This window comes from Kitasatospora sp. NPDC050463 (genome assembly GCF_040655255.1).
Lineage (GTDB): Bacteria > Actinomycetota > Actinomycetes > Streptomycetales > Streptomycetaceae > Kitasatospora.
Window position 1 is genome coordinate 21013 of the sequence record NZ_JBFAJO010000047.1, and the last position, 21222, is coordinate 42234.

Here is a 21222-nt window from a genome sequence, read left to right on the forward strand (position 1 = left end):
CTGCGGCGAGCCCGTCGAGGGAGACCGACCGGGGACGGAAGTCCTCCACCTGTCAGGTCTTTCGGCGTGTTCTCGGTACTCGTGAACGGTATCACAAACTATTTGATGAGAGCTTTACCATGATTGTGTGGCACCTGTCACACCGGCGGCCCAACAGTGCCCCCGTACGGGTGAACCACCTTGACGACGCGTCAGGCGCTTCCACCCGCCGCCGCCACCTGCCGGTACTACCGGCCGCGACCGCTGCCGTGACCCCGACCGCCGGCCGCCGACGAACCCCCCTTGGGCCCCAGACCGCCGAGCAGTTCCTTGTCCTTCGCGGACAGCTCGGCCATCGGCTCCGTGCTCGCGGCGGCCGCCGGGGCATCGCCCTCGGCGACCCGCGCGACGGCCCGGCCCGGGTTGCGGCGCCGGTAGCGCGGCGGCACGAAGGCCTGCACGGCCCGCGGCGCGCGGGGGCGGAAGCGCGGGGTGAGCAGCACCACCAGGCCGACCAGGCAGAGCCCGGCCAGCGTCAGCGCGACCGTACGGCCGGTGTTGGTGACCGAGAAGGCGACGGTGCCGAAGGCGATCAGCGCCGCCCAGAAGTACATGATCAGGACGGCCCGGCTGTGCGAGTGGCCGACCTGGAGCAGCCGGTGGTGCAGGTGCCGCTTGTCGGCGGCGAACGGCGACTGGCCGGCCCAGGTGCGGCGGACCACGGCGAGCAGCAGGTCGGCCAGCGGCAGCGCGATGACGGTCAGCGGCAGCAGCAGCGGGATGTAGATCGGCACCAGGGCGTGCACGGTGGCGGTCTGCGAACCGGTCTCGCTGGTGATGAGGTCCGGGTCGACGCGGCCGGTGATGGAGATCGCGGCGACGGCCAGCATCAGGCCGAGCATCATCGAGCCGGAGTCGCCCATGAAGATCCGGGCCGGGTGCACGTTGTGCACCAGGAAGCCCAGGCACATCCCGATCAGCAGCACGCTGAAGAGCACGGCGGGAGCCGCGTCGGTGATCGTGTAGCCGTACCAGAGCCGGTAGGAGTACAGGAAGAAGGCCATCGCGGCGATGCAGACCATGCCGCCGGCCAGGCCGTCCAGACCGTCGATGAAGTTCACCGCGTTGACCATGACGACGACCATGGTGACCGAGATGACCATGCCCTGGGTGGGGCTCACCGCGACCGCGCCGACGCCGGGCACCGGCAGGGTGATGACGGTGACGCCCTGCCAGACCATCACACCGGCGGCGATCATCTGGCCGCCGAGCTTGACCAGCGCGTCCACGCCCCACTTGTCGTCGAGCACGCCGAGCAGCCACATGATCCCGGCGCCGGAGAGCAGTGCGCGGATGTCGGTGCCCTGGGAGAACACCTTGCTGAGGTTGTCCAGCTGGGAGGCGACCAGGATGCCCGCGCAGAGGCCGCCGAACATGGCGATGCCGCCCAGCCGCGGCGTGGGCTCGCGGTGCACGTCACGGGCGCGGACCGGCGGCATCGCGCCGGCCGCGATCGCGAACTTCCGCACCGGGCCGGTCAGCAGGTAGGTGACGGCCGCCGTGCAGAACAGCACCAGCAGATACTCACGCACTACCGGCCTCCTGCGTCACTGTCCGACGGGTGGGTACCGAAGGTACTCCCGTGCCTGTCCGGGGTTCGAGGTGCGTCGCCACGGCACACACCTTATTGAGTCGGACGCCCGGCGCGTGCATCGCGGTTCGCCCTACCGGGTAGGAGAGTGCGATACCCCCCGGTCGGGGGCGGCGAAGGCCCGCGCCAGCTCGCGGACCCGGGCTCCGATCCGGACGTCCGTACCCTCGGCGAGCAGCCGTCCGATCAGCGCGGCGATCTCGGCCAGCTCGGCCTCCCCCATGCCCTGCGTGGTGACGGTACCGGTACCGAGCCGGATCCCGGAGGCCTCGGACGGCGGCGCGGGGTCGAACGGCAGTGCGCACTTGCCGAGCAGCAGCCCGGCGGCGGCGCAGCGGCGTTCGGCCTCGGCACCGCTCACGCCGAGCGGTCCGACGTCGGCCGTCACCAGATGGGTGTCGGTACCGCCGGTCAACGGGCGCATCCCGGCCTCGGCGAGCCCCGCCGCCAGCACGCGCGCCCCCGCCACCGTGCGGTGGGCGTAGGCGCGGTACTCGGGAGTGGCCGCCTCGGCGAAGGCGACGGCCTTGCCGGCCACCTCGTTCATCGCGGCGCCGCCCTGGCTGAACGGGAAGACCGCCCGGTCGATCCGCTCGGCCAGCTCGGCGGTGGAGAGCAGCAGGCCGCCGCGCGGGCCCCGGAGCAGCTTGTGGGTGGCGGCCACGGTGACGTCCGCGTACGGCACCGGGGAGGGCGCCACCCCCGCCGCGACCAGGCCGGTGGTCTGGGCGACGGAGGCGATCAGATAGGCGTCCACGTCCTCGGCGATCTCCCGGAAGGCCGCCCAGTCCGGGTGCCGGGGATGGGAGATCGAACCGGCCACGATGGCCTTCGGCCGGTGCTCGCGGGCGAGCTCGCGGACCTGGTCGAGATCGATCAGGCCGTCGTCCTGACGCACCCCGTAGCCGATGAAGTCGAACCAGCGCCCGGAGAAGTTGGCGCGTGAGCCGCAACTGAGATGGCCGCCGTGCTCCAGCGACATCGCCAGCACCACGTCACCGGGGCGCAGCAGCGCGGCGTACGTCGCCAGCATGGCCGAAGTGGCCGACCGGGGCTGGACGTTGGCGTGCGGGGCGGCGAACAGCTGGCGGGCCCGGTCAATCGCCAGCAGCTCGGCGGCGTCCGCCAGCGCGCAGCCGGTGTGGTGGCGCCGGCCGGGGTAGCCCTCGGCGTACTTGTCGATCAGCGGGCCGCCCAGCGCGGCCAGCACGGCCGGACTGGTGAGGTTCTCCCCCGCCAGCAGCTGGATCGTCTCGGCACGCCGCTCGGCCTCGGCGGCGAGCAGGTCGGCCAGCTGCGGGTCGGCCCGGCGCAGCGCTTCGGACGCCCACCGCCCCGTCGTCTCGGAGGAACCGGTCGCGGCATCGGTGACGGTCATGGCGGAACTCCCGGGCAGCGTCGGGCAGGTGCCTCCAGCGTAGGACCGGGCCCCGCGACCGGCCTGTCGACGCGGGCCCGATGCACCCGGCCGGACGCCGCAGGGCCCGACCGGTACCGCCGAGCGGGGCCCGCCGGCGAGCAGAGCCCGCACGAGGCCACCCCGGTGCCGAGAGGGACAAACAAGGACGCCACGCCCCACCCCGCCCGTAGTGACCCCCGCCCCGCACCGAACCCGCCCCGAGCCGAAGGGCCGCGCCGGTGCCGAAAGAGAGAAGCGAGGACGCCCCGAGGGACGAGGGGCGTTGGAGCGCCGACCGTCGGCACCGGATCAAGCGGCCCGGAGGCGAGCGGGCGACAGAGCAGCCAGCCTCAGCGCGCGGGTACTCCGGTGAGCGCGGTGACCACCGGGTCGACCGCGTGGAATATCTCCTCGCCGCAGTTGCGGAACATGCCGATCGGCGCGCCGTACGGGTCGTGGACCTCGTCCGACTCCGGGCTGGCGGCGAGCAGCCAGCCGCGCAGCGCGGCCGCGGCCCGGACCAGGGCGCGGGCCCGCTCTGTGACGTCCGCGCCGCGGCGCGGGTCGGGCAGGGTGCCCGGGTCTATCGTCCGGACCAGGCGGGTGAACTCCTTCAGGGTGAAGGTGCGCAGCCCCGCCTCGTGGCCCATCGAGATCACCTGGGCGCGGTGGTCCAGGGTCGCGGTGAGCACCAGGTCCGCCTCGACCACGTGCTCGTCGAGCAGCTCGCGGCCGGCGAAGCCGCCGCTGTCGGCGCCGTACTCGTCCAGCACCGTGGCGGCGTGGTCCTCCATCGGCGCGCCCTCGTGGCCCCAGGTGCCGGCGCTCTCCACCAGGATCCGCCCGGCCACCCGGGGGCTGAGCCGGGTGTCCAGCTCACGCCGGGTGAGCCGCTCGGCGATCGGCGAGCGGCAGATGTTCCCGGTACAGACGAACAGGATCCGGAAGTGGTCCAGCGGCCTGGGGCCCACGCTCAGGTAGGGCGATATGCCGGGCCCGGCATGGAGGGAGGCGGTCGTCAACTGCCGGCCTCCAGGTCGGGGACGACCTCCCTCAGCTGCTCGGCGCTGATCGCGCCGGCCCTCAGCAGGACCGGGACCTTGCCCGTGACGTCGACGATGGAGGAGGCGGTGGCGTGGTCGGCCCGGCCGCCGTCCAGGTAGACGGAGATGGCGTCGCCGAGCTGCTGCTGGGCCTCGTCGCAGGTGGCCGGGGACGGGCCGCCGGTCAGGTTCGCGCTGGAGACGGCGAGCGGGCCGGTGGCGTTCAGCAGCTCGATCGCGACCGGGTGCAGCGGCATCCGGACGGCGACCGTGCCGCGGGTCTCACCGAGGTCCCAGCGCAGCGAGGGCTGGTGCTTGGCGACCAGGGTGAGCCCGCCGGGCCAGAAGGCGTCGACGAGCTCCCAGGCCTGCTCGGAGAAGTCCGTGACGAGGCCGTGCAGGGTGGTCGGCGAGCCGACCAGGACGGGCGAGGGCATGTTGCGGCCCCGGCCCTTGGCGGCCAGCAGCGCGGCGACGGCCTGCGGCGAGAAGGCGTCGGCACCGACCCCGTACAGGGTGTCGGTGGGCAGCACGACGATTTCGCCGCGGCGGATGGCCGAGGCGGCCTCGCGCAGACCGGTGGCGCGGTCCCCGGCATCGGCACAGTCGTAGCGGCGGCTCATCGGTGCGGTCCCCTTCCGAGATGACTCATGTCGGCGTTCACAGCGCGGCCTCGCGCCCGGTGCGGCCGCACCGGGAGTTCACGACGAGACCCTTCGGGCTGTTGTGCGGCGCTCGATGCTCACAACGAGACCCTCCGGGCCGTCGTGAAGCGAGGCCTGTTGTTGAGGTCGCGGTGGTCGGCGGTGTCCGTCCAGCCGCCTTCCTCGTTGAAGATCCACGGCACCTGGCCGCCCTGCGTGTCGGCGTGCTCGATCACCACGGCACCGCCCGGGCGCAGCAGGCGGGCGGCGACCCGCTCGATGCCGCGGATGGTGTCCAGCCCGTCCTCGCCGGAGAACAGCGACATCTGCGGGTCGTGGTCGCGGGCCTCGGGGGCGACGTACTCCCACTCGGTGAGCGGGATGTACGGCGGGTTGGAGATCACCAGGTCGAAGCGGCCGTCCCAGGAGCGGTCGTCCTCGAAGGCCTTGGTGGCGTCGCCGGCGTGCAGGGTGACGCGGGCGCGGTCGGAGCTGGCCTCGATGTTGCGCCGGGTGTACCGCAGCGCGCCCTCGTCCAGCTCGAAGGCGTGCACGGTGGAGCGCGGCAGTTCCTGGGCGAGGGCGAGCGCGATGGCGCCCGAGCCGGAGCAGAGGTCGACCACCAGGGGCTCGGCGACGTCCATGTCGCGGACGGCGTCTATGGCCCACTCCACGACCGACTCGGTCTCCGGGCGGGGCACGAAGACCCCGGGGCCGACCGCCAGCTCCAGGTAGCGGAAGAACGCCCGGCCGGTGATGTGCTGCAGCGGCTCGCGCGCCTCGCGGCGGGAGACCGCCTCCCAGTAGCGGGCGTCGAAGTCCGCGTCCTTGACCGTGTGCAGCTGGCTGCGCTTCACGCTGTGGACGTGTGCGGCGAGCTCCTCCGCGTCGAAGCGCGGCGACGGCACGCCGGCCGCGGCCAACCGCTGGGTGGCCTGGGCCACCTCGGCAAGCAGCAGGTTCACGAACGACCTCTTGTTTCTGCGCTGCGGCTTCTCTGGTGCATTCGGACCCGGACGCCGGTCTCAGTTCTGCTGGGCCGCGGCGAGCTTGGCCGCGGCGTCCGTGTCCACGCAGGACTGGATCACCGCGTTCAGCTCGCCGTCCAGGACCTGGTCCAGGTTGTAGGACTTGAAGCCCGTGCGGTGGTCCGAGATGCGGTTCTCGGGGTAGTTGTACGTGCGGATCCGCTCGGAGCGGTCCACGGTGCGGACCTGGCTGCGACGCGCGTCCGAGGCCTCCCGCTCGGCCTCCTCCTGCGCGGCGGCCAGCAGCCGCGAACGCAGGATGCGCATCGCCTGCTCCTTGTTCTGCAGCTGGCTCTTCTCGTTCTGGCAGGACGCCACGATACCGGTCGGGAGGTGGGTGATCCGGACCGCGGAGTCGGTGGTGTTGACCGACTGGCCGCCGGGGCCGGACGAGCGGTAGACGTCGATCCGCAGGTCGTTGGCGACGATCTCGACCTCGACCTCCTCCGCCTCGGGGGTGACCAGCACGCCCGCCGCGGAGGTGTGGATGCGGCCCTGCGACTCGGTGGCCGGGACGCGCTGCACCCGGTGGACGCCGCCCTCGTACTTCAGCTTGGCCCAGACGCCCTGGCCGGGCTCGGTGCCGCCCCTGGTCTTCACGGCCACCGAGACGTCCTTGTAGCCGCCGAGGTCGGACTCGTTGGCGTCGATGATCTCGGTCTTCCAGCCGATCCGCTCGGCGAAGCGCAGGTACATCCGGAGCAGGTCGCCGGCGAACAGCGCCGACTCCTCGCCGCCCTCACCCGCCTTGATCTCCAGGATGACGTCCTTGTCGTCGTTGGGGTCGCGCGGGACGAGCAGCAGGCGCAGCTCCTCGGTCAGCTCCTCGCGGCGGGCCTCGGAGTCCTTCACCTCGGCGATGAACTCCGGCTCTTCGGCGGCGAGTTCGCGCGCGGCCTCGATGTCCTCGCCGGCCTGCCGCCAGGCGCGGTAGACCCGGGTGATCGGGGTCAGCTCGGCGTACCGCTTGGCGAGCTTGCGCGCGTTGGCCTGGTCGGCGTGGACGGACGGGTCGGCCAGCCTCGTTTCGAGGGCGGCGTGCTCGACGAGGAGCTCTTCGACTGCCTCGAACATGAAGGGGCCTTCTTCCCTGAGATCCGGTGGAGAGATGGCGCGGATGCGCCGTGGGACGCGAACGGCGCCGGTCTCCAGCGCCCCCGGAACGAGTACGGGGGCACCGAAAACCGGCGCCGAGGGAGCGCTAGGCCTTCGCGCTGTGCTGCTTGCCGAAGCGGGCCTCGAAGCGGGCCACGCGGCCACCGGTGTCGAGGATCTTCTGCTTGCCGGTGTAGAACGGGTGGCACTGCGAGCAGACCTCGGCGCGGATCTCGCCACTGGTCTCGGTCGAGCGGGTCGTGAACTCGCTGCCGCAGGTGCAGGTCACACGGGTGACCACGTACTCGGGGTGAACGTTGGGCTTCAAGGGGTTCTCCTAGTGTTCGGGAGGGCACCGGGTCGGCGGCTTGAATGCCGCACGTGAACCGGGACCGACGTACCAGTCTGCCAGGACCGGCCGCTTCTTCCCAAACCGGGTCGCGTTCCAGGATATTCCGGGCCTCCGGGGCAGACCCGCCGGGCCGGGCCGGGACGGTTCCCAGCGCCTCGGGGAGGGGCTCGCCTCAGCCGCCGGCCGTGGCCTTCGCCGAGGCCTTGGCGGTGGCCTTCGGAGGGGCCGTGGGGGCCGCCGGGGTCGTCTGGGCGGGGTTCTGCGGCTGCTCGGCCAGCACGGCCTGCGGGAGCGGCCGGTCGGCCTTCAGGGCCGCCCAGAGCTGGTCGGCCTGCGGCTGCCGGGCGACCACGCGGTTGGCGTCGCCGGGCGCCGTCACGACCGGCAGGGTGACCATCGTGAGCTGGTCCGGGCCGATTCCCTTGAGTTCCTCGGCCAGCCCCACCAGGGAGTTCACCGAGGCCAGTGCGGAGTCGGTGGTGATGCTGCGGGTCAGGGTGTCGCCGACCGACCAGAGCTTGACGGGGTTGGCGAACAGCCCGATCCCGCCGGCCTGTCCGAGCAGCGACCTGACCATCTGCTTCTGCAGCTCGATCCGGCCGAGGTCGCTGCCGTCGCCGACGCCGTGCCTGGTCCGGACGAAGGCCAGCGCCTGCTTCCCGTCGAGGTGGTGCTCACCGGCCGGGAGGTCCAGCCCGCTGTCCTTGTCCTGGATGGGGACGGTGGTGGTCACGGTGGCCCCGCCGATCGCGTCCACGACCCGGGCGAAGCCGGCGAAGTCGATCTCGATGTAGTGGTCCATCCGCAGGCCGGTGAGCTGCTCGGTGGTCTTGACCGCACACGCGGCGCCACCGGCCTCGTACGCGCTGTTGAACATCGCGCGCTTGGCTCCCGGGGCGGCCTTGCCGCTCCCGTCGGTGCAGTCGGGGCGGGTGACCAGGGTGTCCCGGGGTATGGAGACCACCTCGGCCCGTGTGTGGCCCTGGTCGACGTGCACCACCATCGCGGTGTCCGAGCGGGCGGTGTCAGCGGTGTCGCCGCCGGCCAGCGCGCCGTTCCCGCCGGCCCGCGAATCCGAGCCCAGCACCAGGATGTTGAACGAGCCGTCGGTGGCGGCCGGCGGCCGGGCCGTGCCCAGCCGGGCGTCGATGTCGACGCTCTTGATGTTGCCGTTGAGCTTGACGTAGGCGTAACCGGCCGCACCGGCGCCGAGGACGACGAGCGCGGCGAACGCGCACGCGGCCGCGCGCAGGGCCTTGCGGCGGCGGGTGAGAACCCTCTTGTGGTCGGCCATACGGTCCAGAGTAAATCGGACAACATGATCCAAAGGCCGCCAAATGTCCCAACTCTGGAACAAGCAGAGAACCCTGGCCCGCTCGCGCGGACCAGGGTTCTGTGCTCACGAGCCGCTCGGATGCGGTCAGTCGCCGGACCCGGGGGTCGTCTTGGCGATCTGCATCAGGAACTCGGCGTTGCTCTTGGTCTGCTTCATCTTGTCCAGCAGCAGCTCGATCGCCTGCTGCGAGTCGAGCGCGTGCAGCACCCGGCGGAGCTTCCAGACGATGGCCAACTCCTCGCTGCCCAGCAGGATCTCCTCCTTGCGGGTGCTGGAGGCGTCGACGTCGACGGCCGGGAAGATGCGCTTGTCCGAGAGCTTGCGGTCGAGCTTGAGCTCCATGTTGCCGGTGCCCTTGAACTCCTCGAAGATGACCTCGTCCATCCGCGAGCCGGTCTCGACCAGCGCGGTGGCCAGGATCGTCAGCGAGCCGCCGTTCTCGATGTTGCGCGCGGCACCGAAGAACTTCTTCGGCGGGTACAGCGCGGTCGAGTCGACACCACCGGACAGGATGCGGCCGGAGGCCGGCGCCGCCAGGTTGTAGGCGCGGCCCAGGCGGGTGATCGAGTCCAGCAGGATCACCACGTCGTGGCCCAGCTCCACCAGGCGCTTGGCGCGCTCGATGGCCAGCTCCGCGACAGTGGTGTGGTCCTCGGCCGGGCGGTCGAAGGTCGAGGAGATGACCTCGCCCTTCACCGACCGCTGCATGTCGGTGACCTCCTCCGGACGCTCGTCGACCAGGACGACCATCAGGTGGCACTCGGGGTTGTTGTGGGTGATCGCGTTGGCGACCGCCTGCAGCACCATCGTCTTACCGGTCTTCGGCGGCGCGACGATCAGACCGCGCTGGCCCTTGCCGATCGGCGACACCAGGTCGATGATCCGGGTGGTCAGCACGCCCGGGTCGGTCTCCAGGCGGAGCCGGTCCTGCGGGTAGAGCGGGGTCAGCTTGTTGAACTCCGGGCGGCCGCGGCCGCTCTCCGGGTCCATGCCGTTGACCGAGTCCAGCCGCACCATGGCGTTGAACTTCTCGCGGCGCTCGCCGTCGCGCGGCTGGCGCACCGCACCGGTGATGGCGTCACCCTTGCGCAGGCCGTTCTTGCGGACCTGGGCGAGCGAGACGTAGACGTCGTTCTGGCCCGGCAGGTAGCCGGAGGTGCGCACGAACGCGTAGTTGTCGAGGATGTCGAGGATGCCCGCGACCGGGATCAGCACATCGTCGTCGCCGACCTGCGGCTCGGCGGGGCCGACCTCGAAGCCCTCGCGGCGGCTGCCACGGCCCCGGCGGTCGCGGTAGCGGCCGCGGCGGCCGCGCCGGCCGTCGCCGAACTCGTCGTCGTCGTAGCCGCCCTGCTGCACCTGCGGCTGGGCCTGCTGGCCGCCGCCGCTCTGGCGGCTCGGCTGGCTGTCGCTCTGGCCGCCCTGCTGCTGCTGGCTCTGGCCGCCCTGGCCCTGGCCGCCCTGGCGGTCGGCACGGTCCCGGCGGTTGCGGCGGTCACGGCGCGACTCGCGGGAGTCGGCGTCCTGGCCGGCCTGGGCGTCGCCGCCCTCCGGGCGGCCCTCGCGCTCGCCGCCCTCGCGGCGGTCACGACGGTCCCGGCGGTCGCGGCGGGTCTCGGTGCGACCCTCCTCGCGGCCCTCGAAGCCACGGGTCTCGGCCGGGCGGGCCTCGGCCTGCTTGGCCTCGGTGGCGACCGCGGCGGGCGCCTCGGCGGCGACGGCGTCGGCGGTCGGCGCGCCGGCGGCCGAGGTGGCCCGGCGGCGGGTGCGCTCGGTACGGGCGGGCGCGGCGGTCTCGGCGGCGGCCTGGACCGGAATCTCGATCTGGGCCTGCTCGTCGGCGGCCGGGGCCTCGGCCGGGGCGGCCTTGGTCCGGCGGGCGGGCTTCTCCGCCGGCTCGGCGGTGCCGGCCTTGGCGGTGGAGCGCTTGGCGGCCGGAGCGGCGGCGGGGGCCGCACCGGCGGCGAGCAGCGGGTCCCCGCCGCTCTTCTCCTTGATGGCCTCGATCAGCTGGCTCTTGCGCAGGCGTCCCGTGCCGCTGATACCGAGCGTCGAGGCGAGCTTCTGCAGCTCGGCCAGGACGAGGCCGTCCAGGCCCGCGGCAGCGGTGCGACGGCGCCGGGCCGGGGCCGCGGGGGCGGCGGCTGCGTCCGACGCCTCGGCGTCCGGGCGCGCGCCCATCAGATCGGTGGTGTCGCTCACTAAGGGTCCTTCCCTGGAGCGGACGTCGGCCTGTCTGGCTCGGCGACCGGTTGTGCTGTCCTGACCAACGCTCGACTGCGTCGGTCCGAGGCGGTGATCCTCCGGATGGCGGGTAGCCAGTCGGAGGAGAGCTGCGAGGTGCGGTGCGTGAAGCACGGTGGTGCTGAGTGGCGCGGTGGGACGGTCGTGTGCCGACCCTCCCCCAGCCGGCCTTGGCCGGGTGGTACCCCCACGCTGCCTGCGAATCCCGGGCCCCCGTCGCGTGACGGTGGCCCGTGCTCCGCCCGTCCTCGCCTCAAGGTGGGAGGCTGCGGGGTGGGAGTCAGGTGCCGTCACGGCTTCGGGATGCGGCCGCAAGTCGCGCAGGCAGGCTGCGTACGCGCTGCGGTGGGCTCCCGGAGAATCGTCGCCCCGTATATCGCCGGGACTCCGCGTGAGCGGAGTGCTGGGATCGGGACGCGGCGCACCGAGCCCCGGAGGGCACCTGGTGCAGCAATGAGGTTAACACTACCGACCCCCTCAGACATTCCCCAGCCTTGCGCTTGCCAATCGTGTCCGGACGGTCCGGCCCCGGCACGGCCGGATCCGGGCCGCCGGACCGGCGCTCAGCCGTCGAGCGGGAGCACCGACGCCCCGGCCCGGTCGAGCTCCAGGCGGTGCGCGGCGAACACCGGACCGCCCTGACCTGCGTCGTCGGCGAAGGCCAGCACCTTGTCGGCGCCCGCCTCGTCGGTGAGCGCGAGCACGGTCGGGCCGGCCCCGGAGATCACCGCGGGGATGCCCTCCGCACGCAGCGCGCCCACCAGGGCGGCGCTGTCCGGCATCGCGGAGGCCCGGTAGTCCTGGTGCAGCCGGTCCTCGGTGGCGGCGAGCAGCAGCTCGGGGCGGCGGGTCAGGGCCTCGACCAGCAGGGCGGCGCGGCCCGCGTTGACGGCGGCGTCGGCCAGCGGGACGGTCCGGGGCAGCAGCCCGCGGGCGGTCTCGGTGAGCACCTCGGTCGCCGGGACGAAGACCACCGGGACGACCCGCTCGGACGGCTCCAGGGTGACGGCCTTGGCCGACTCCTCGTCCGTCCAGGCCACCGTGAAGTTGCCGCGCAGGCAGGCCGCGACGTTGTCGGGGTGGCCCTCCAGCTCGGAGGCGAGGGCCAGCAGCGCGTCGTCGTCCAGCGCGGACGGGCCGCCGATGGTGACGGCCCGGGCGGCCACGATGCCGGCCACGATCGCGGCGGACGAGGAGCCCAGGCCACGGCCGTGCGGTATCCGGTTGGCACAGACCACTTCGAGGCCGCGCGGCTGGCCGCCGAGCCGGTCGAAGGCGGCGCGCATCGCGCGTACCACCAGGTGGCGCTCGTCCCGGGCGAGCGTCTCGGCGCCCTCGCCGGCGATGTCGACGGAGAGCCCGGAGTCGGCGACCCGGACGACCACGTCGTCGTACAGACCCAGCGCGAGTCCGAAGGCGTCGAAGCCCGGGCCGAGGTTGGCGCTGGTCGCGGGAACCCGGACCCGGACGGCGGCGGCACGGAACGCAGGACCGGCCATGCGGTGGACTCTCCTGGGGAAATCGGGCGGCGCGAAGCGCGTCGGTGCGAGGGTGGGAGGGGGCCGCGGGCCCCGATCGGGGCGGGCGGTCACAGTCGTCGGCGCGACCCGTGGACGGGCCGGACCCGGGGCATGTGCCACACGGCCGAACCCAGAGTATCGAAGAGAGGTTCCACAGTGGTACACCCCGTGGGCCTTCGATCTGGTGTGTTGCCGGTTCTGGCCGGAATTCATGCCGGAATGGCACCGGAATGAGTGCCGGAATTGACACAAAAGAGTCAGCCGAGAACGAGTCCGGGCCGACCCCCGAAAGGGTCGGCCCGGGGGGCGGAATCCGGTCAGTCGAGCAGACCGAGGCGGTGGGCCGCGGCCTCGGCGTCGATCGGGACGACCTGCGGCTGAGGTGCGCCGGCCACCGCCCAGTCCGGGTCCTTGAGGCCGTTGCCGGTCACCGTGCAGACGATCCGCTGGCCCGGGTCGACCAGGCCGGCCTCCGCCTTGGCCAGCAGACCGGCCACCGAGGCGGCCGAGGCGGGCTCCACGAAGACACCCTCCTGCGCGGCCAACAGCCGGTAGGCGGAGAGGATCTGACGGTCCGTCACCTTGTCGATGAGACCGCCCGACTCGTCCCGCGCGGCGAGCGCGTAGTCCCAGGAGGCGGGGTTGCCGATCCGGATCGCGGTGGCGATGGTCTGCGGCTTGAGCACCGGCGCGCCGTCCACGATCGGGGCCGAGCCGGCGGCCTGGAAGCCCCACATCCGCGGCGTCCGGGTGGCCAACCCGTCGGTGGCGTACTCGCGGTAGCCCTTCCAGTACGCGGTGATGTTGCCCGCGTTGCCGACCGGGAGGACGTGGATGTCCGGCGCGTCGCCGAGCATGTCCACGATCTCGAAGGCGGCGGTCTTCTGACCCTCGATCCGCACCGGGTTCACCGAGTTGACCAGCGCCACCGGGTACTTCTCGGACAGTTCACGCGCAAGAGTGAGGCAGTCGTCGAAGTTCCCGTCCACCTGAAGGATCTTGGCGCCGTGGACCAGTGCCTGGCCCATCTTGCCGAGCGCGATCTTGCCCTGCGGCACCAGCACCGCCGACACCATCCCGGCGCGCACCGCGTAGGCGGCGGCGGAGGCCGAGGTGTTGCCGGTGGAGGCGCAGATGACGGCCTGGGCGCCGTCCTCCTTCGCCTTGGAGATGGCCATCGTCATGCCGCGGTCCTTGAAGGACCCGGTGGGGTTGGCGCCCTCGACCTTGAGGTAGACCTCACAGCCGGTGCGCTCGGAGAGCACCTGGGCGGGGACCAGCGGCGTGCCACCCTCAAGCAGGGTGACCACCGGCGTGGTGTCGCTGACCGGCAGGCGGTCGCGGTACTCCTCGATCAGCCCGCGCCACTGGTGGGTGTGCGCCGCCGCTCGCCCGCTCGCCGGCTGGCTCTCGGGGCGGCCCGCGATCACGTCGTTCATGGCTCTTCCTACTCCCCTTCGACCCGCATGATGCTGGCCACGTCCCGCACGCTGTCCAGCGCGCGGAGCTTGTCGACCGTCGCCGACAGCGCGGCGTCGGTGGCACGGTGGGTGACCACAACGAGCGAGGCGTCGCCGTCGCGGCCCTGCTGGCGCACGGTGTCGATGGAGACCCCGTGCTCGGCGAAGGTGGACGCCACCTGGGCGAGCACGCCCGCGCGGTCGTCCACGTCCAGGCTGACGTGGTACCGGGTGACGACCTCGTCCATCGGCTTGGCCGGCAGCCGGGTGTACACCGAGTCGCCGGGGCCGGTGGAGCCGGCGAGCTTGTTGCGGCAGACCGCGACGAGGTCGCCGAGGACCGCCGAGGCGGTCGGCGCGCCGCCCGCGCCCGGGCCGTAGAACATCAGCCGACCGGCCGCCTCGGCCTCCACGAACACCGCGTTGTACGCCTCGCGGACGGAGGCCAGCGGGTGCGAGAGCGGGATCATCGCCGGGTGGACCCGCGCGGTGACGGACGCGCCGTCCGCCGCCCGCTCGCAGATCGCGAGGAGCTTGACGACGCAGCCCATCTGCTTGGCGGAGGCGATGTCGGCGGCGGTCACCTCGGTCAGGCCCTCGCGGTAGACGTCCGCCGCGGTGACCTTGGTGTGGAAGGCGATGCCGGCCAGGATCGCGGCCTTGGCGGCTGCGTCGAAGCCCTCCACGTCGGCCGTCGGGTCCGCCTCGGCGTAGCCGAGCGCGGTGGCCTCCTCCAGAGCCTCCGAGTAGCCGGCGCCGGTGCTGTCCATCTTGTCGAGGATGAAGTTGGTGGTGCCGTTGACGATCCCGAGCACCCGGTTGACCTTGTCGCCGGCGAGGGACTCGCGCAGCGGGCGGATCAGCGGGATCGCGCCGGCCACCGCGGCCTCGTAGTAGAGGTCCACCCCGGCCTCGGCGGCCGCGGCGTGCAGCTCGGTGCCGTCCTTGGCGAGCAGCGCCTTGTTGGCGCTGACCACCGAGGCGCCGCCCCGGAACGCCGACAGGATGAGGTGTTTGGAGGGCTCGATACCGCCCACCACCTCGATGACCACATCGATGTCGCCCCGACTGACCAGGGCCTCGGCATCGGTGGTGATCAGGTGCTCGGGCACGCCCGGGCGCACCCGGCCGGCCCGCCGGACCGCGATGCCGGCGAGCTCGACCGGCGCGCCGATGCGCGCGGCGAGGTCGGCGGCGTCCGTCGTCATGATGCGCGCCACCTCGGAGCCCACCACACCACAGCCCAGCAACGCCACCTTCAGCGGCCGCGTACGCATCATCCGACTCCGCTCTGCATTCTTCGTGCTTCGGTTTCCGGCGGTATTTCGGGGATCCGCCGGATCTTCGGTCAGTACCAGTCTCCGGGACTTTCCGTACGGATCTACGGTCGTTCCATGATCTGAGACAAGAATTTCGTCATCCGATATCGAGACGCAGGAGATCCTCTTCCGTCTCGCGCCGGACGATCACCCGGGCCGAGCCGTCCTTGACCGCCAGCACGGGCGGCTTCAGGGCGTGGTTGTAGTTGCTCGCCATCGAACGGCAGTAGGCGCCGGTGGCGGGCACCGCGATCAGGTCACCGGCGGTCAGGTCGGCCGGCAGGAAGGCGTCCCGGACGACGATGTCGCCGGACTCGCAGTGCTTGCCGACCACCCGGACCAGCATCGGCTCGGCGTCGCTGTCGCGCGACACCAGGGCCACCGAGTACTCCGCGTCGTAGAGCGCGGTGCGGATGTTGTCGGACATGCCGCCGTCCACGCTGACATAGGTGCGCAGGCCCTCCAGCGGCTTGACGGTGCCCACCTCGTACAGCGTGAAGGCCGTCGGGCCGACGATCGCACGGCCGGGCTCGACCGAGAGCCGGGGGGCGCTCAGGTTCGCGGCGGCGCACTCGCGGCGGACGATGTCGGCCAGCGCGGCGGCGATCTCGGCCGGCTCGCGCGGGTCGTCCTCGCTGGTGTAGGCGATGCCGAGGCCGCCGCCGAGGTCGATCTCGGGCAGCTCGACGCCGTGTTCGTCGCGGATCTCGGCGAGCAGGCCGACCACCCGGCGGGCGGCGACCTCGAAGCCGGCCGTGTCGAAGATCTGCGAGCCGATGTGCGAGTGGATGCCGCGCAGCTCCAGGCTCGCGCCGTGGGCGAGGACCCGGCGGACCGCCTCGGCGGCCGCGCCGCCTCCCAGCGAGAGGCCGAACTTCTGGTCCTCGTGCGCGGTCGCGATGAACTCGTGGGTGTGCGCCTCGACGCCGACCGTGATCCGGATCAGCACCGGCTGGCGCACGCCCTGGCGGCCGGCGATCGCGGCCAGCCGCTCGATCTCCTCGTAGGAGTCCAGCACGATGTGCCCGACGCCGCTCTTCACCGCGTGTTCGAGCTCGTCCACGGTCTTGTTGTTGCCGTGCAGCGCGATCCGCTCCGGCGGCATCCCGGCGGCCAGCGCCACCGCCAGCTCGCCGACGCTGCACACGTCGAGGTTGAGGCCCTCCTCGTGCAGCCAGCGCACGATCGCCTTGGAGAGGAAGGCCTTGCCCGCGTAGTAGACGTCCGCGTCGGTGCCGAAGGCCTCGCGCCAGGCGCGGGCCCGGGTACGGAAGTCGTCCTCGTCCATGACGTACGCCGGAGTGCCGAACTCGGCGGCGAGCCGCTTGACGTCGAGGCCGCCGACGGTGACCACGCCGTCGGCGCCGCGGGCGACGTTCCTCGACCAGACCTTGGGGTCGAGCGCGTTCAGGTCGCTCGGCGGCGCCTGGTAGTGCCCCTCGGGCAGCACGTCGCCGTGACGGGGGCCTGCGGGGTGTGCGGAGCGACTCATCTCTGCTGACTTCCTAGACCTATGGCGAGGGGCGGCGACGGTCCTCGTTGACCGTCCGCCGCCCCCGCTGTGCGCTTGGGGGTGGTACTACATCCGCTCGGGCGCCGTCACGCCCAGGAGCGTGAGGCCGTTGGCGATCACCGTGCGCGTCGCGTCGGCGAGCCAGAGCCGGGCGTGCGTGAGGTCCGTGACCTCCTCGTCGCCCTTGGGCAGGATCTGGCAGTTGTCGTAGAACCGGTGGTAGTCGCGCGCGACGTCCTCCAGGTAGCGCGCGACGTGGTGCGGCTCGCGCAGCTCCCCGGCCTTGGCCAGCACCCGGGGGAACTCCCCGAGCTGGCCGAGCAGGTCGGACTCCCACTCGGTGGAGAGCAGCTCCGGTTTGAAGTCCGGCGCCTTGGTGATGCCGAGCTCGGCGGCCTTGCGCTGCACGGAGCTCATCCGGGCGTGCGCGTACTGGACGTAGAAGACCGGGTTCTCGTTGGTCTGGCTGGTCAGCACGTTGATGTCGAGCGTGATGGTGGAGTCGGTGGAGGAGCGCGCCAGGGTGTAGCGGGCGGCGTCCACGCCGATCCAGTCGACCACGTCGTCGATCGTGATGATGTTGCCGGCCCGCTTGGACATGCGGACCTCTTCGCCGTCGCGAAGCATCTTCACGAACTGGCCGATCTTGATCTCGATGTTGCGGTCCATGTCGTCGCCCGCGCAGGCCGCGATGGCCTTGAGGCGGTTGACGTAGCCGTGGTGGTCCGCGCCCAGCATGTACAGCGAGACCTCGGAGCCGCGGTCGCGCTTGGAGAGGTAGTAGGCGGCGTCGGCGGCGAAGTAGGTGGTCTCGCCGTCCGCCTTGATCAGGACGCGGTCCTTGTCGTCACCGAACTCGGTGGTGCGCAGCCAGATCGCGCCGTCCTGGTCGAAGACGTGGCCCTGCTCGCGCAGCCGCTCGATGGCCTTCTCGACGGCGCCGGAGTCGTGCAGCGACTTCTCCGAGAACCAGACGTCGAAGTGGGTGCCGAACTCCTCCATCGAGCGCTGGATCTCCGCCACCATGAGCTTGAGGCCCTCGGCGCGGAAGGCCTGCAGCTGCTCGTCCGCGGGCAGGTCGAGCACGCCCGGGACGCCGTCCACGATCGCCTTGGCGATGTCGACGATGTACTCGCCGACGTAGCCGTCGGCCGGGACGGGCTCCCCGTTCGCGGCGGCCTTCAGCGAGCCGGCGAACTTGGAGATCTGCACGCCGGCGTCGTTCAGGTAGTACTCGGTGGTGACGTCGGCGCCGGAGGCCCGCAGCACGCGCGCCAGCGAGTCGCCGACGGCGGCCCAGCGGACGCCGCCGATGTGGATCGGGCCGGTCGGGTTGGCGGAGACGAACTCCAGGTTGATCCGCAGGCCCTTGAGCGCCTCGTTGCGACCGTAGGCCTCGCCCGCCTCGACGATGCTGCGTGCCAGCTCGCCCTGGGTGGCGGCGTCGAGCTTGATGTTCAGGAAGCCCGGCCCGGCGATGTCGACCCCCGCGACCCCGGGCAGCTCTCGCAGTCGGGCGGCCACCAGGTCGGCCACGACTCGCGGCGGCTTGCCGGCCGGCTTCGCGAGCTGGAGGGCCACGTTGGTCGCGTAGTCGCCGTGGTCCCTGTTCTTGGGCCGCTCGACCGTCACGTGCTCGGGCACGGCGACGGCCAGCTCGCCCGCCTCGACGGCGGCGCTCACTGCGGCCTGGACTGCAAGGGAAAGCTCTGCGGGGGTCACGACGCCAAGCGTAGGCGAGACGGGGTACCCGCTCGCCACCCGGTTTGCCGGTTGAGACGCCCGTGCGCCGTGCTCAGCCGCGATCCGTGCGCTCTGTTCGCTCAGGGCGAAACCCGTCGGGCCTTGACGCCCGGGCCATCAGCCGCCACACCAGCGCCACCAGATCCGCCGGGTCGAAGGGCTTGCCCAGGTACCCGTCCACCCCGACCGCCTCCCCGAGATCCAGGTCGGCCGGTGTGCAGGCGCTGACGATCGCGATCGGCAGCCCGCTCGTCCCCGGCGCCGCCCGCAACCGGGCCGCCGTCCGCAGACCGTCCAGACGCGGCATCATGACGTCCAGCGTCACCACGTCCGGCCGCACCCGGCGGACCACCTCCAGGCACTCGGCGCCGTCGGCGGCGGTCACCACCTCGAAGCCTTCGAGCTCCAGGTTGACCCTGATCAGCTGGCGGATCACCTCGCTGTCGTCCACCACGAGGACCCGCCCGGACACTCCCGACACCTCACCGAGGGTATCGGCGCGCCCGCCGCCCCGTCCGGCCTTTCCCGACTTCCGCTCCCCGCCGCCGGGCCGTGCCCGGAACCCGTGCACGAAACCCGTGCACGGAGCACGCCCCGGGCCTGGTAATGTTCTCCACGTCGAAGCGAACGCGACGACAACACCAAGCAGGCCCCCGTAGCTCAGGGGATAGAGCACCGCCCTCCGGAGGCGGGTGCGCAGGTTCGAATCCTGCCGGGGGCACTTCGCGAGAAGTGCAAGACAGGCCCAGGTCAGTGGAGTTCATCCACGGATCTGGGCCTTCGTCATGTCGGCGGCGGGTCGGGTCGCGGGTCCGGGGCCGCCGCTCCTGACGGAACGGCGGCCCCGGACCCGCGGGTGGCTCGCGGTCGGCCGATGTCAGCCGGCGATCGGGGCGGCGAAGGTCTCGGCCGGCCCGAAGTCGGAGAAGGTCACCTTGTTGACCGCCGTGACGCCCTTCATCTCGATCTGCTGCTCGACGTAGACGGTGCGGCCCTTGGCGTCGATCCACTGGTCGAACCCGAAGCCGGTGGTGCCCTTCGCCTTCATCGACTTGTACGTCCGCGGGTCGATGGTGCTCAGCTGCTCGACGTCGATGCGGCCCGCGAGGTGGTAGGCGGCGACGCCGCCCCGCGTCTCCATCCCCTTGCGGGCGGCGGGACCGGAGGCCAGCAGCAGCTTGGCGTAGTCGGAGTAGTCGGTGGCCGCGTAGTCGGTGGTGCGCGGCATCTTGACCCACTCGTCGCCCGGCGTGGAGAGGTCGCGCATGTAACTGGCGTTCTCCGTCGTCAGGCTCTCGATCCACAGGACCGGCTCGGCCACACCGGGGGCGGTGGTGCGCATCTCCATGCGGCCGGTCCAGGCTGCGTTGAGGTTGTTGCGACCCTTCACGGTCGACAGCGTCACTCCGCCGCTCTCGGTCGTCATGGTCGTGGACACCGCGTACGGCGCCTTGTCGGCGCCGGCCAGGGCCTTCTCGGGGTCGAACGCACCGTCGGCGGGCGCGGCGGCCGCCGGCGAGGTGGCCGAGGTGGCCGAGGTGGCCGAGGTGGCCGAGGTGGCCGAGGTGGCCGCGGCGGTGGCCGACGGCGGGGTGGCCGCCACGGAGGCGGTCGGGGAGGAGGAGGCGGCGGCAGAGGTCGGAGCCGGCTGGGCGGCCGAACCGGTGTCGTCGTTGCACCCCGCCACGGTGACGAGGGCCAGGGCCGTCGCGGCGATCGTCAGGGCGGTGGTACGGGAAGTGGTCACGAGTGGGCTCTCCGGTGGGTTGGATCGTCGACGGAGAGCTTGTCACGTGGCGCGGCCCCGATCGAACCACCGACCGGACCTCGCTCACGAGGCCGATTCCACCGCCTCCGTGTAGAGCGCGGCGATGGTGTGGTCGAAGTAGGCGCTGTAGGAGGTGTCGGGGCCGTCGCCGCCCTCCTGGTAGCCGCCGATGGCACCGACCACACGGCCGGTGGTGGTGCTGATCCAGGGCCCCCCGCTGGTGCCGCCGGGGTAGCCGGGGCAGTCGACGACGCGCTGGTAGGTGCCCTGGCGGCCGGTGGTGTTGGTGCACAGGATCGGCGTCTCGGTGCCGCTCGGGTAGCCGTAGAGGCGGACGGTGGTACCGAAGGGCTCGTCGGTCCCGAGCCGGTTGGCGCCGACCACGTCCTCGATCCGGCGGCCGCCGTTGGCGGCGGTCTCCAGGATGGCGAAGTCCTCGTCCTGGTCGCCGTCCCGGGACCAGCCGGCGGTGGTGTGGATCGCGGTGACCCGCCAGGTGCCGTACGGCGCCGCGCCGTCGCGGTAGCCGGGTGCGAAGGTGACGCCCGCGGTGGCGCTCAGGCAGTGCGCGGCGGTGAGCAGCAGGTTGCGGGTCGTGCTGTGCAGCACGCTCGCGGTGCAGAAGTGGTCGCCGGCCGCGACCCCACCGCTGAACAGGGCGCCGATCGTGGCGGATTCGGGGGTGACCGGGGCCACCGCCGCGGTGCCGAGGGCGACCGAGGGCGTGGCGGCGGGGGTCGTCGCGACGACCGCGGCCGGGTCCGTGGGAGCGGTGGCGGCCGGGTCCGCGGTGGCGACGGCGGTGGCCGGGTCCGTGGGAGCGTCGGCGGCGGCCGGGGTGGGGGTGCCGGTGGCGGGGGCCGCCGCCCGGGCCACGGCGTCCGTCGGCGAGGGCCCGGCCGAGGGCACCGCGGACGACGCGGCGGCCGCCGGGGCGGTCACCGACGGGCTGCCGGCCGCCGTCGCCTCCGAGGTCACGACGTGCGTGCCCGCGACGACCGCCGCCACGGTGAGCGCCGAGAGCAGGGTGAGGAGAGTGGGGGCCAGAAAGCGGCGTCGGGACGGTCGGCGGCGGTGCTGGCCCATACCTGGTCGGCTCCTGACCTGAATGTCGGTGCGAGTACCGTC

Annotated in this window: 17 protein-coding genes and 1 tRNA gene; 1 reads left to right on the forward strand and 17 read right to left on the reverse strand. The window is 72.4% G+C overall.

Annotated elements, in window-relative coordinates; translation table 11 throughout:
• Nucleotides 1-227: 227 nt before the first annotated feature.
• From AB0J08_RS26735 to AB0J08_RS26805, 15 genes are all read right to left on the reverse strand, one after another.
• Entirely contained in the window at nucleotides 228-1571 is a 1344-nt protein-coding gene (locus AB0J08_RS26735) for an MraY family glycosyltransferase (protein WP_360639391.1), read from the reverse strand.
• A 132-nt stretch (nucleotides 1572-1703) separates the two neighbouring features.
• Complete coding sequence (locus tag AB0J08_RS26740; RefSeq protein ID WP_360639394.1) at nucleotides 1704-3008, reverse strand: serine hydroxymethyltransferase; 1305 nt, start codon at nucleotides 3006-3008, stop codon at nucleotides 1704-1706.
• 371 nt (nucleotides 3009-3379) lie between these two features.
• Nucleotides 3380-4018: a protein-tyrosine-phosphatase gene (locus tag AB0J08_RS26745; RefSeq protein ID WP_360639491.1), complete on the reverse strand. Its 639-nt coding sequence runs from the start codon at nucleotides 4016-4018 to the stop codon at nucleotides 3380-3382.
• Nucleotides 4019-4047: 29 nt separating this feature from the next.
• The gene (locus tag AB0J08_RS26750) at nucleotides 4048-4695 is read right to left on the reverse strand and encodes an L-threonylcarbamoyladenylate synthase (RefSeq protein WP_360639397.1); all 648 of its coding nucleotides are present in this window, start codon (nucleotides 4693-4695) and stop codon (nucleotides 4048-4050) included.
• A 119-nt stretch (nucleotides 4696-4814) separates the two neighbouring features.
• Nucleotides 4815-5681: a peptide chain release factor N(5)-glutamine methyltransferase gene (gene prmC, locus AB0J08_RS26755; protein WP_329489609.1), complete on the reverse strand. Its 867-nt coding sequence runs from the start codon at nucleotides 5679-5681 to the stop codon at nucleotides 4815-4817.
• 60 nt (nucleotides 5682-5741) lie between these two features.
• Entirely contained in the window at nucleotides 5742-6818 is a 1077-nt protein-coding gene (gene prfA / locus AB0J08_RS26760) for a peptide chain release factor 1 (RefSeq protein WP_360639400.1), read from the reverse strand.
• A gap of 127 nt (nucleotides 6819-6945) precedes the next feature.
• Complete coding sequence (gene rpmE, locus AB0J08_RS26765; protein WP_360639403.1) at nucleotides 6946-7167, reverse strand: 50S ribosomal protein L31; 222 nt, start codon at nucleotides 7165-7167, stop codon at nucleotides 6946-6948.
• Between the two features lie 196 nt (nucleotides 7168-7363).
• Nucleotides 7364-8485, reverse strand: a complete 1122-nt coding sequence (locus AB0J08_RS26770; RefSeq protein ID WP_360639406.1) for an LCP family protein — start codon at nucleotides 8483-8485, stop codon at nucleotides 7364-7366.
• Nucleotides 8486-8611: 126 nt separating this feature from the next.
• Complete coding sequence (rho, locus tag AB0J08_RS26775; protein ID WP_360639409.1) at nucleotides 8612-10729, reverse strand: transcription termination factor Rho; 2118 nt, start codon at nucleotides 10727-10729, stop codon at nucleotides 8612-8614.
• 605 nt (nucleotides 10730-11334) lie between these two features.
• The gene (gene thrB / locus AB0J08_RS26780; RefSeq protein WP_360639412.1) at nucleotides 11335-12270 is read right to left on the reverse strand and encodes a homoserine kinase; all 936 of its coding nucleotides are present in this window, start codon (nucleotides 12268-12270) and stop codon (nucleotides 11335-11337) included.
• Nucleotides 12271-12608: 338 nt separating this feature from the next.
• Entirely contained in the window at nucleotides 12609-13730 is a 1122-nt protein-coding gene (gene thrC, locus AB0J08_RS26785) for a threonine synthase (RefSeq protein ID WP_360639415.1), read from the reverse strand.
• A gap of 8 nt (nucleotides 13731-13738) precedes the next feature.
• Nucleotides 13739-15031, reverse strand: a complete 1293-nt coding sequence (locus AB0J08_RS26790) for a homoserine dehydrogenase (protein ID WP_360639418.1) — start codon at nucleotides 15029-15031, stop codon at nucleotides 13739-13741.
• Nucleotides 15032-15167: 136 nt separating this feature from the next.
• A complete protein-coding gene (gene lysA, locus AB0J08_RS26795) occupies nucleotides 15168-16562 on the reverse strand; it encodes a diaminopimelate decarboxylase (protein ID WP_360639421.1) in 1395 nt (464 codons plus the stop codon).
• 87 nt (nucleotides 16563-16649) lie between these two features.
• A complete protein-coding gene (argS, locus tag AB0J08_RS26800) occupies nucleotides 16650-18305 on the reverse strand; it encodes an arginine--tRNA ligase (protein ID WP_360639424.1) in 1656 nt (551 codons plus the stop codon).
• Nucleotides 18306-18378: 73 nt separating this feature from the next.
• Nucleotides 18379-18798 (reverse strand): response regulator, encoded by a 420-nt coding sequence (locus AB0J08_RS26805; protein ID WP_360639494.1) that lies wholly within the window; start codon nucleotides 18796-18798, stop codon nucleotides 18379-18381.
• 177 nt (nucleotides 18799-18975) lie between these two features.
• Between AB0J08_RS26805 and AB0J08_RS26810 the strand changes: the two genes are divergently transcribed.
• Nucleotides 18976-19047: transfer RNA gene (locus tag AB0J08_RS26810), tRNA-Arg, on the forward strand.
• A 156-nt stretch (nucleotides 19048-19203) separates the two neighbouring features.
• Here AB0J08_RS26810 and AB0J08_RS26815 read toward each other — a convergent pair.
• Together AB0J08_RS26815 and AB0J08_RS26820 are read right to left on the reverse strand one after the other, a co-directional pair.
• A complete protein-coding gene (locus tag AB0J08_RS26815; protein WP_360639427.1) occupies nucleotides 19204-20073 on the reverse strand; it encodes a hypothetical protein in 870 nt (289 codons plus the stop codon).
• A gap of 84 nt (nucleotides 20074-20157) precedes the next feature.
• Complete coding sequence (locus AB0J08_RS26820; RefSeq protein WP_360639431.1) at nucleotides 20158-21180, reverse strand: trypsin-like serine protease; 1023 nt, start codon at nucleotides 21178-21180, stop codon at nucleotides 20158-20160.
• Between the last annotated feature and the right edge of the window lie 42 nt (nucleotides 21181-21222).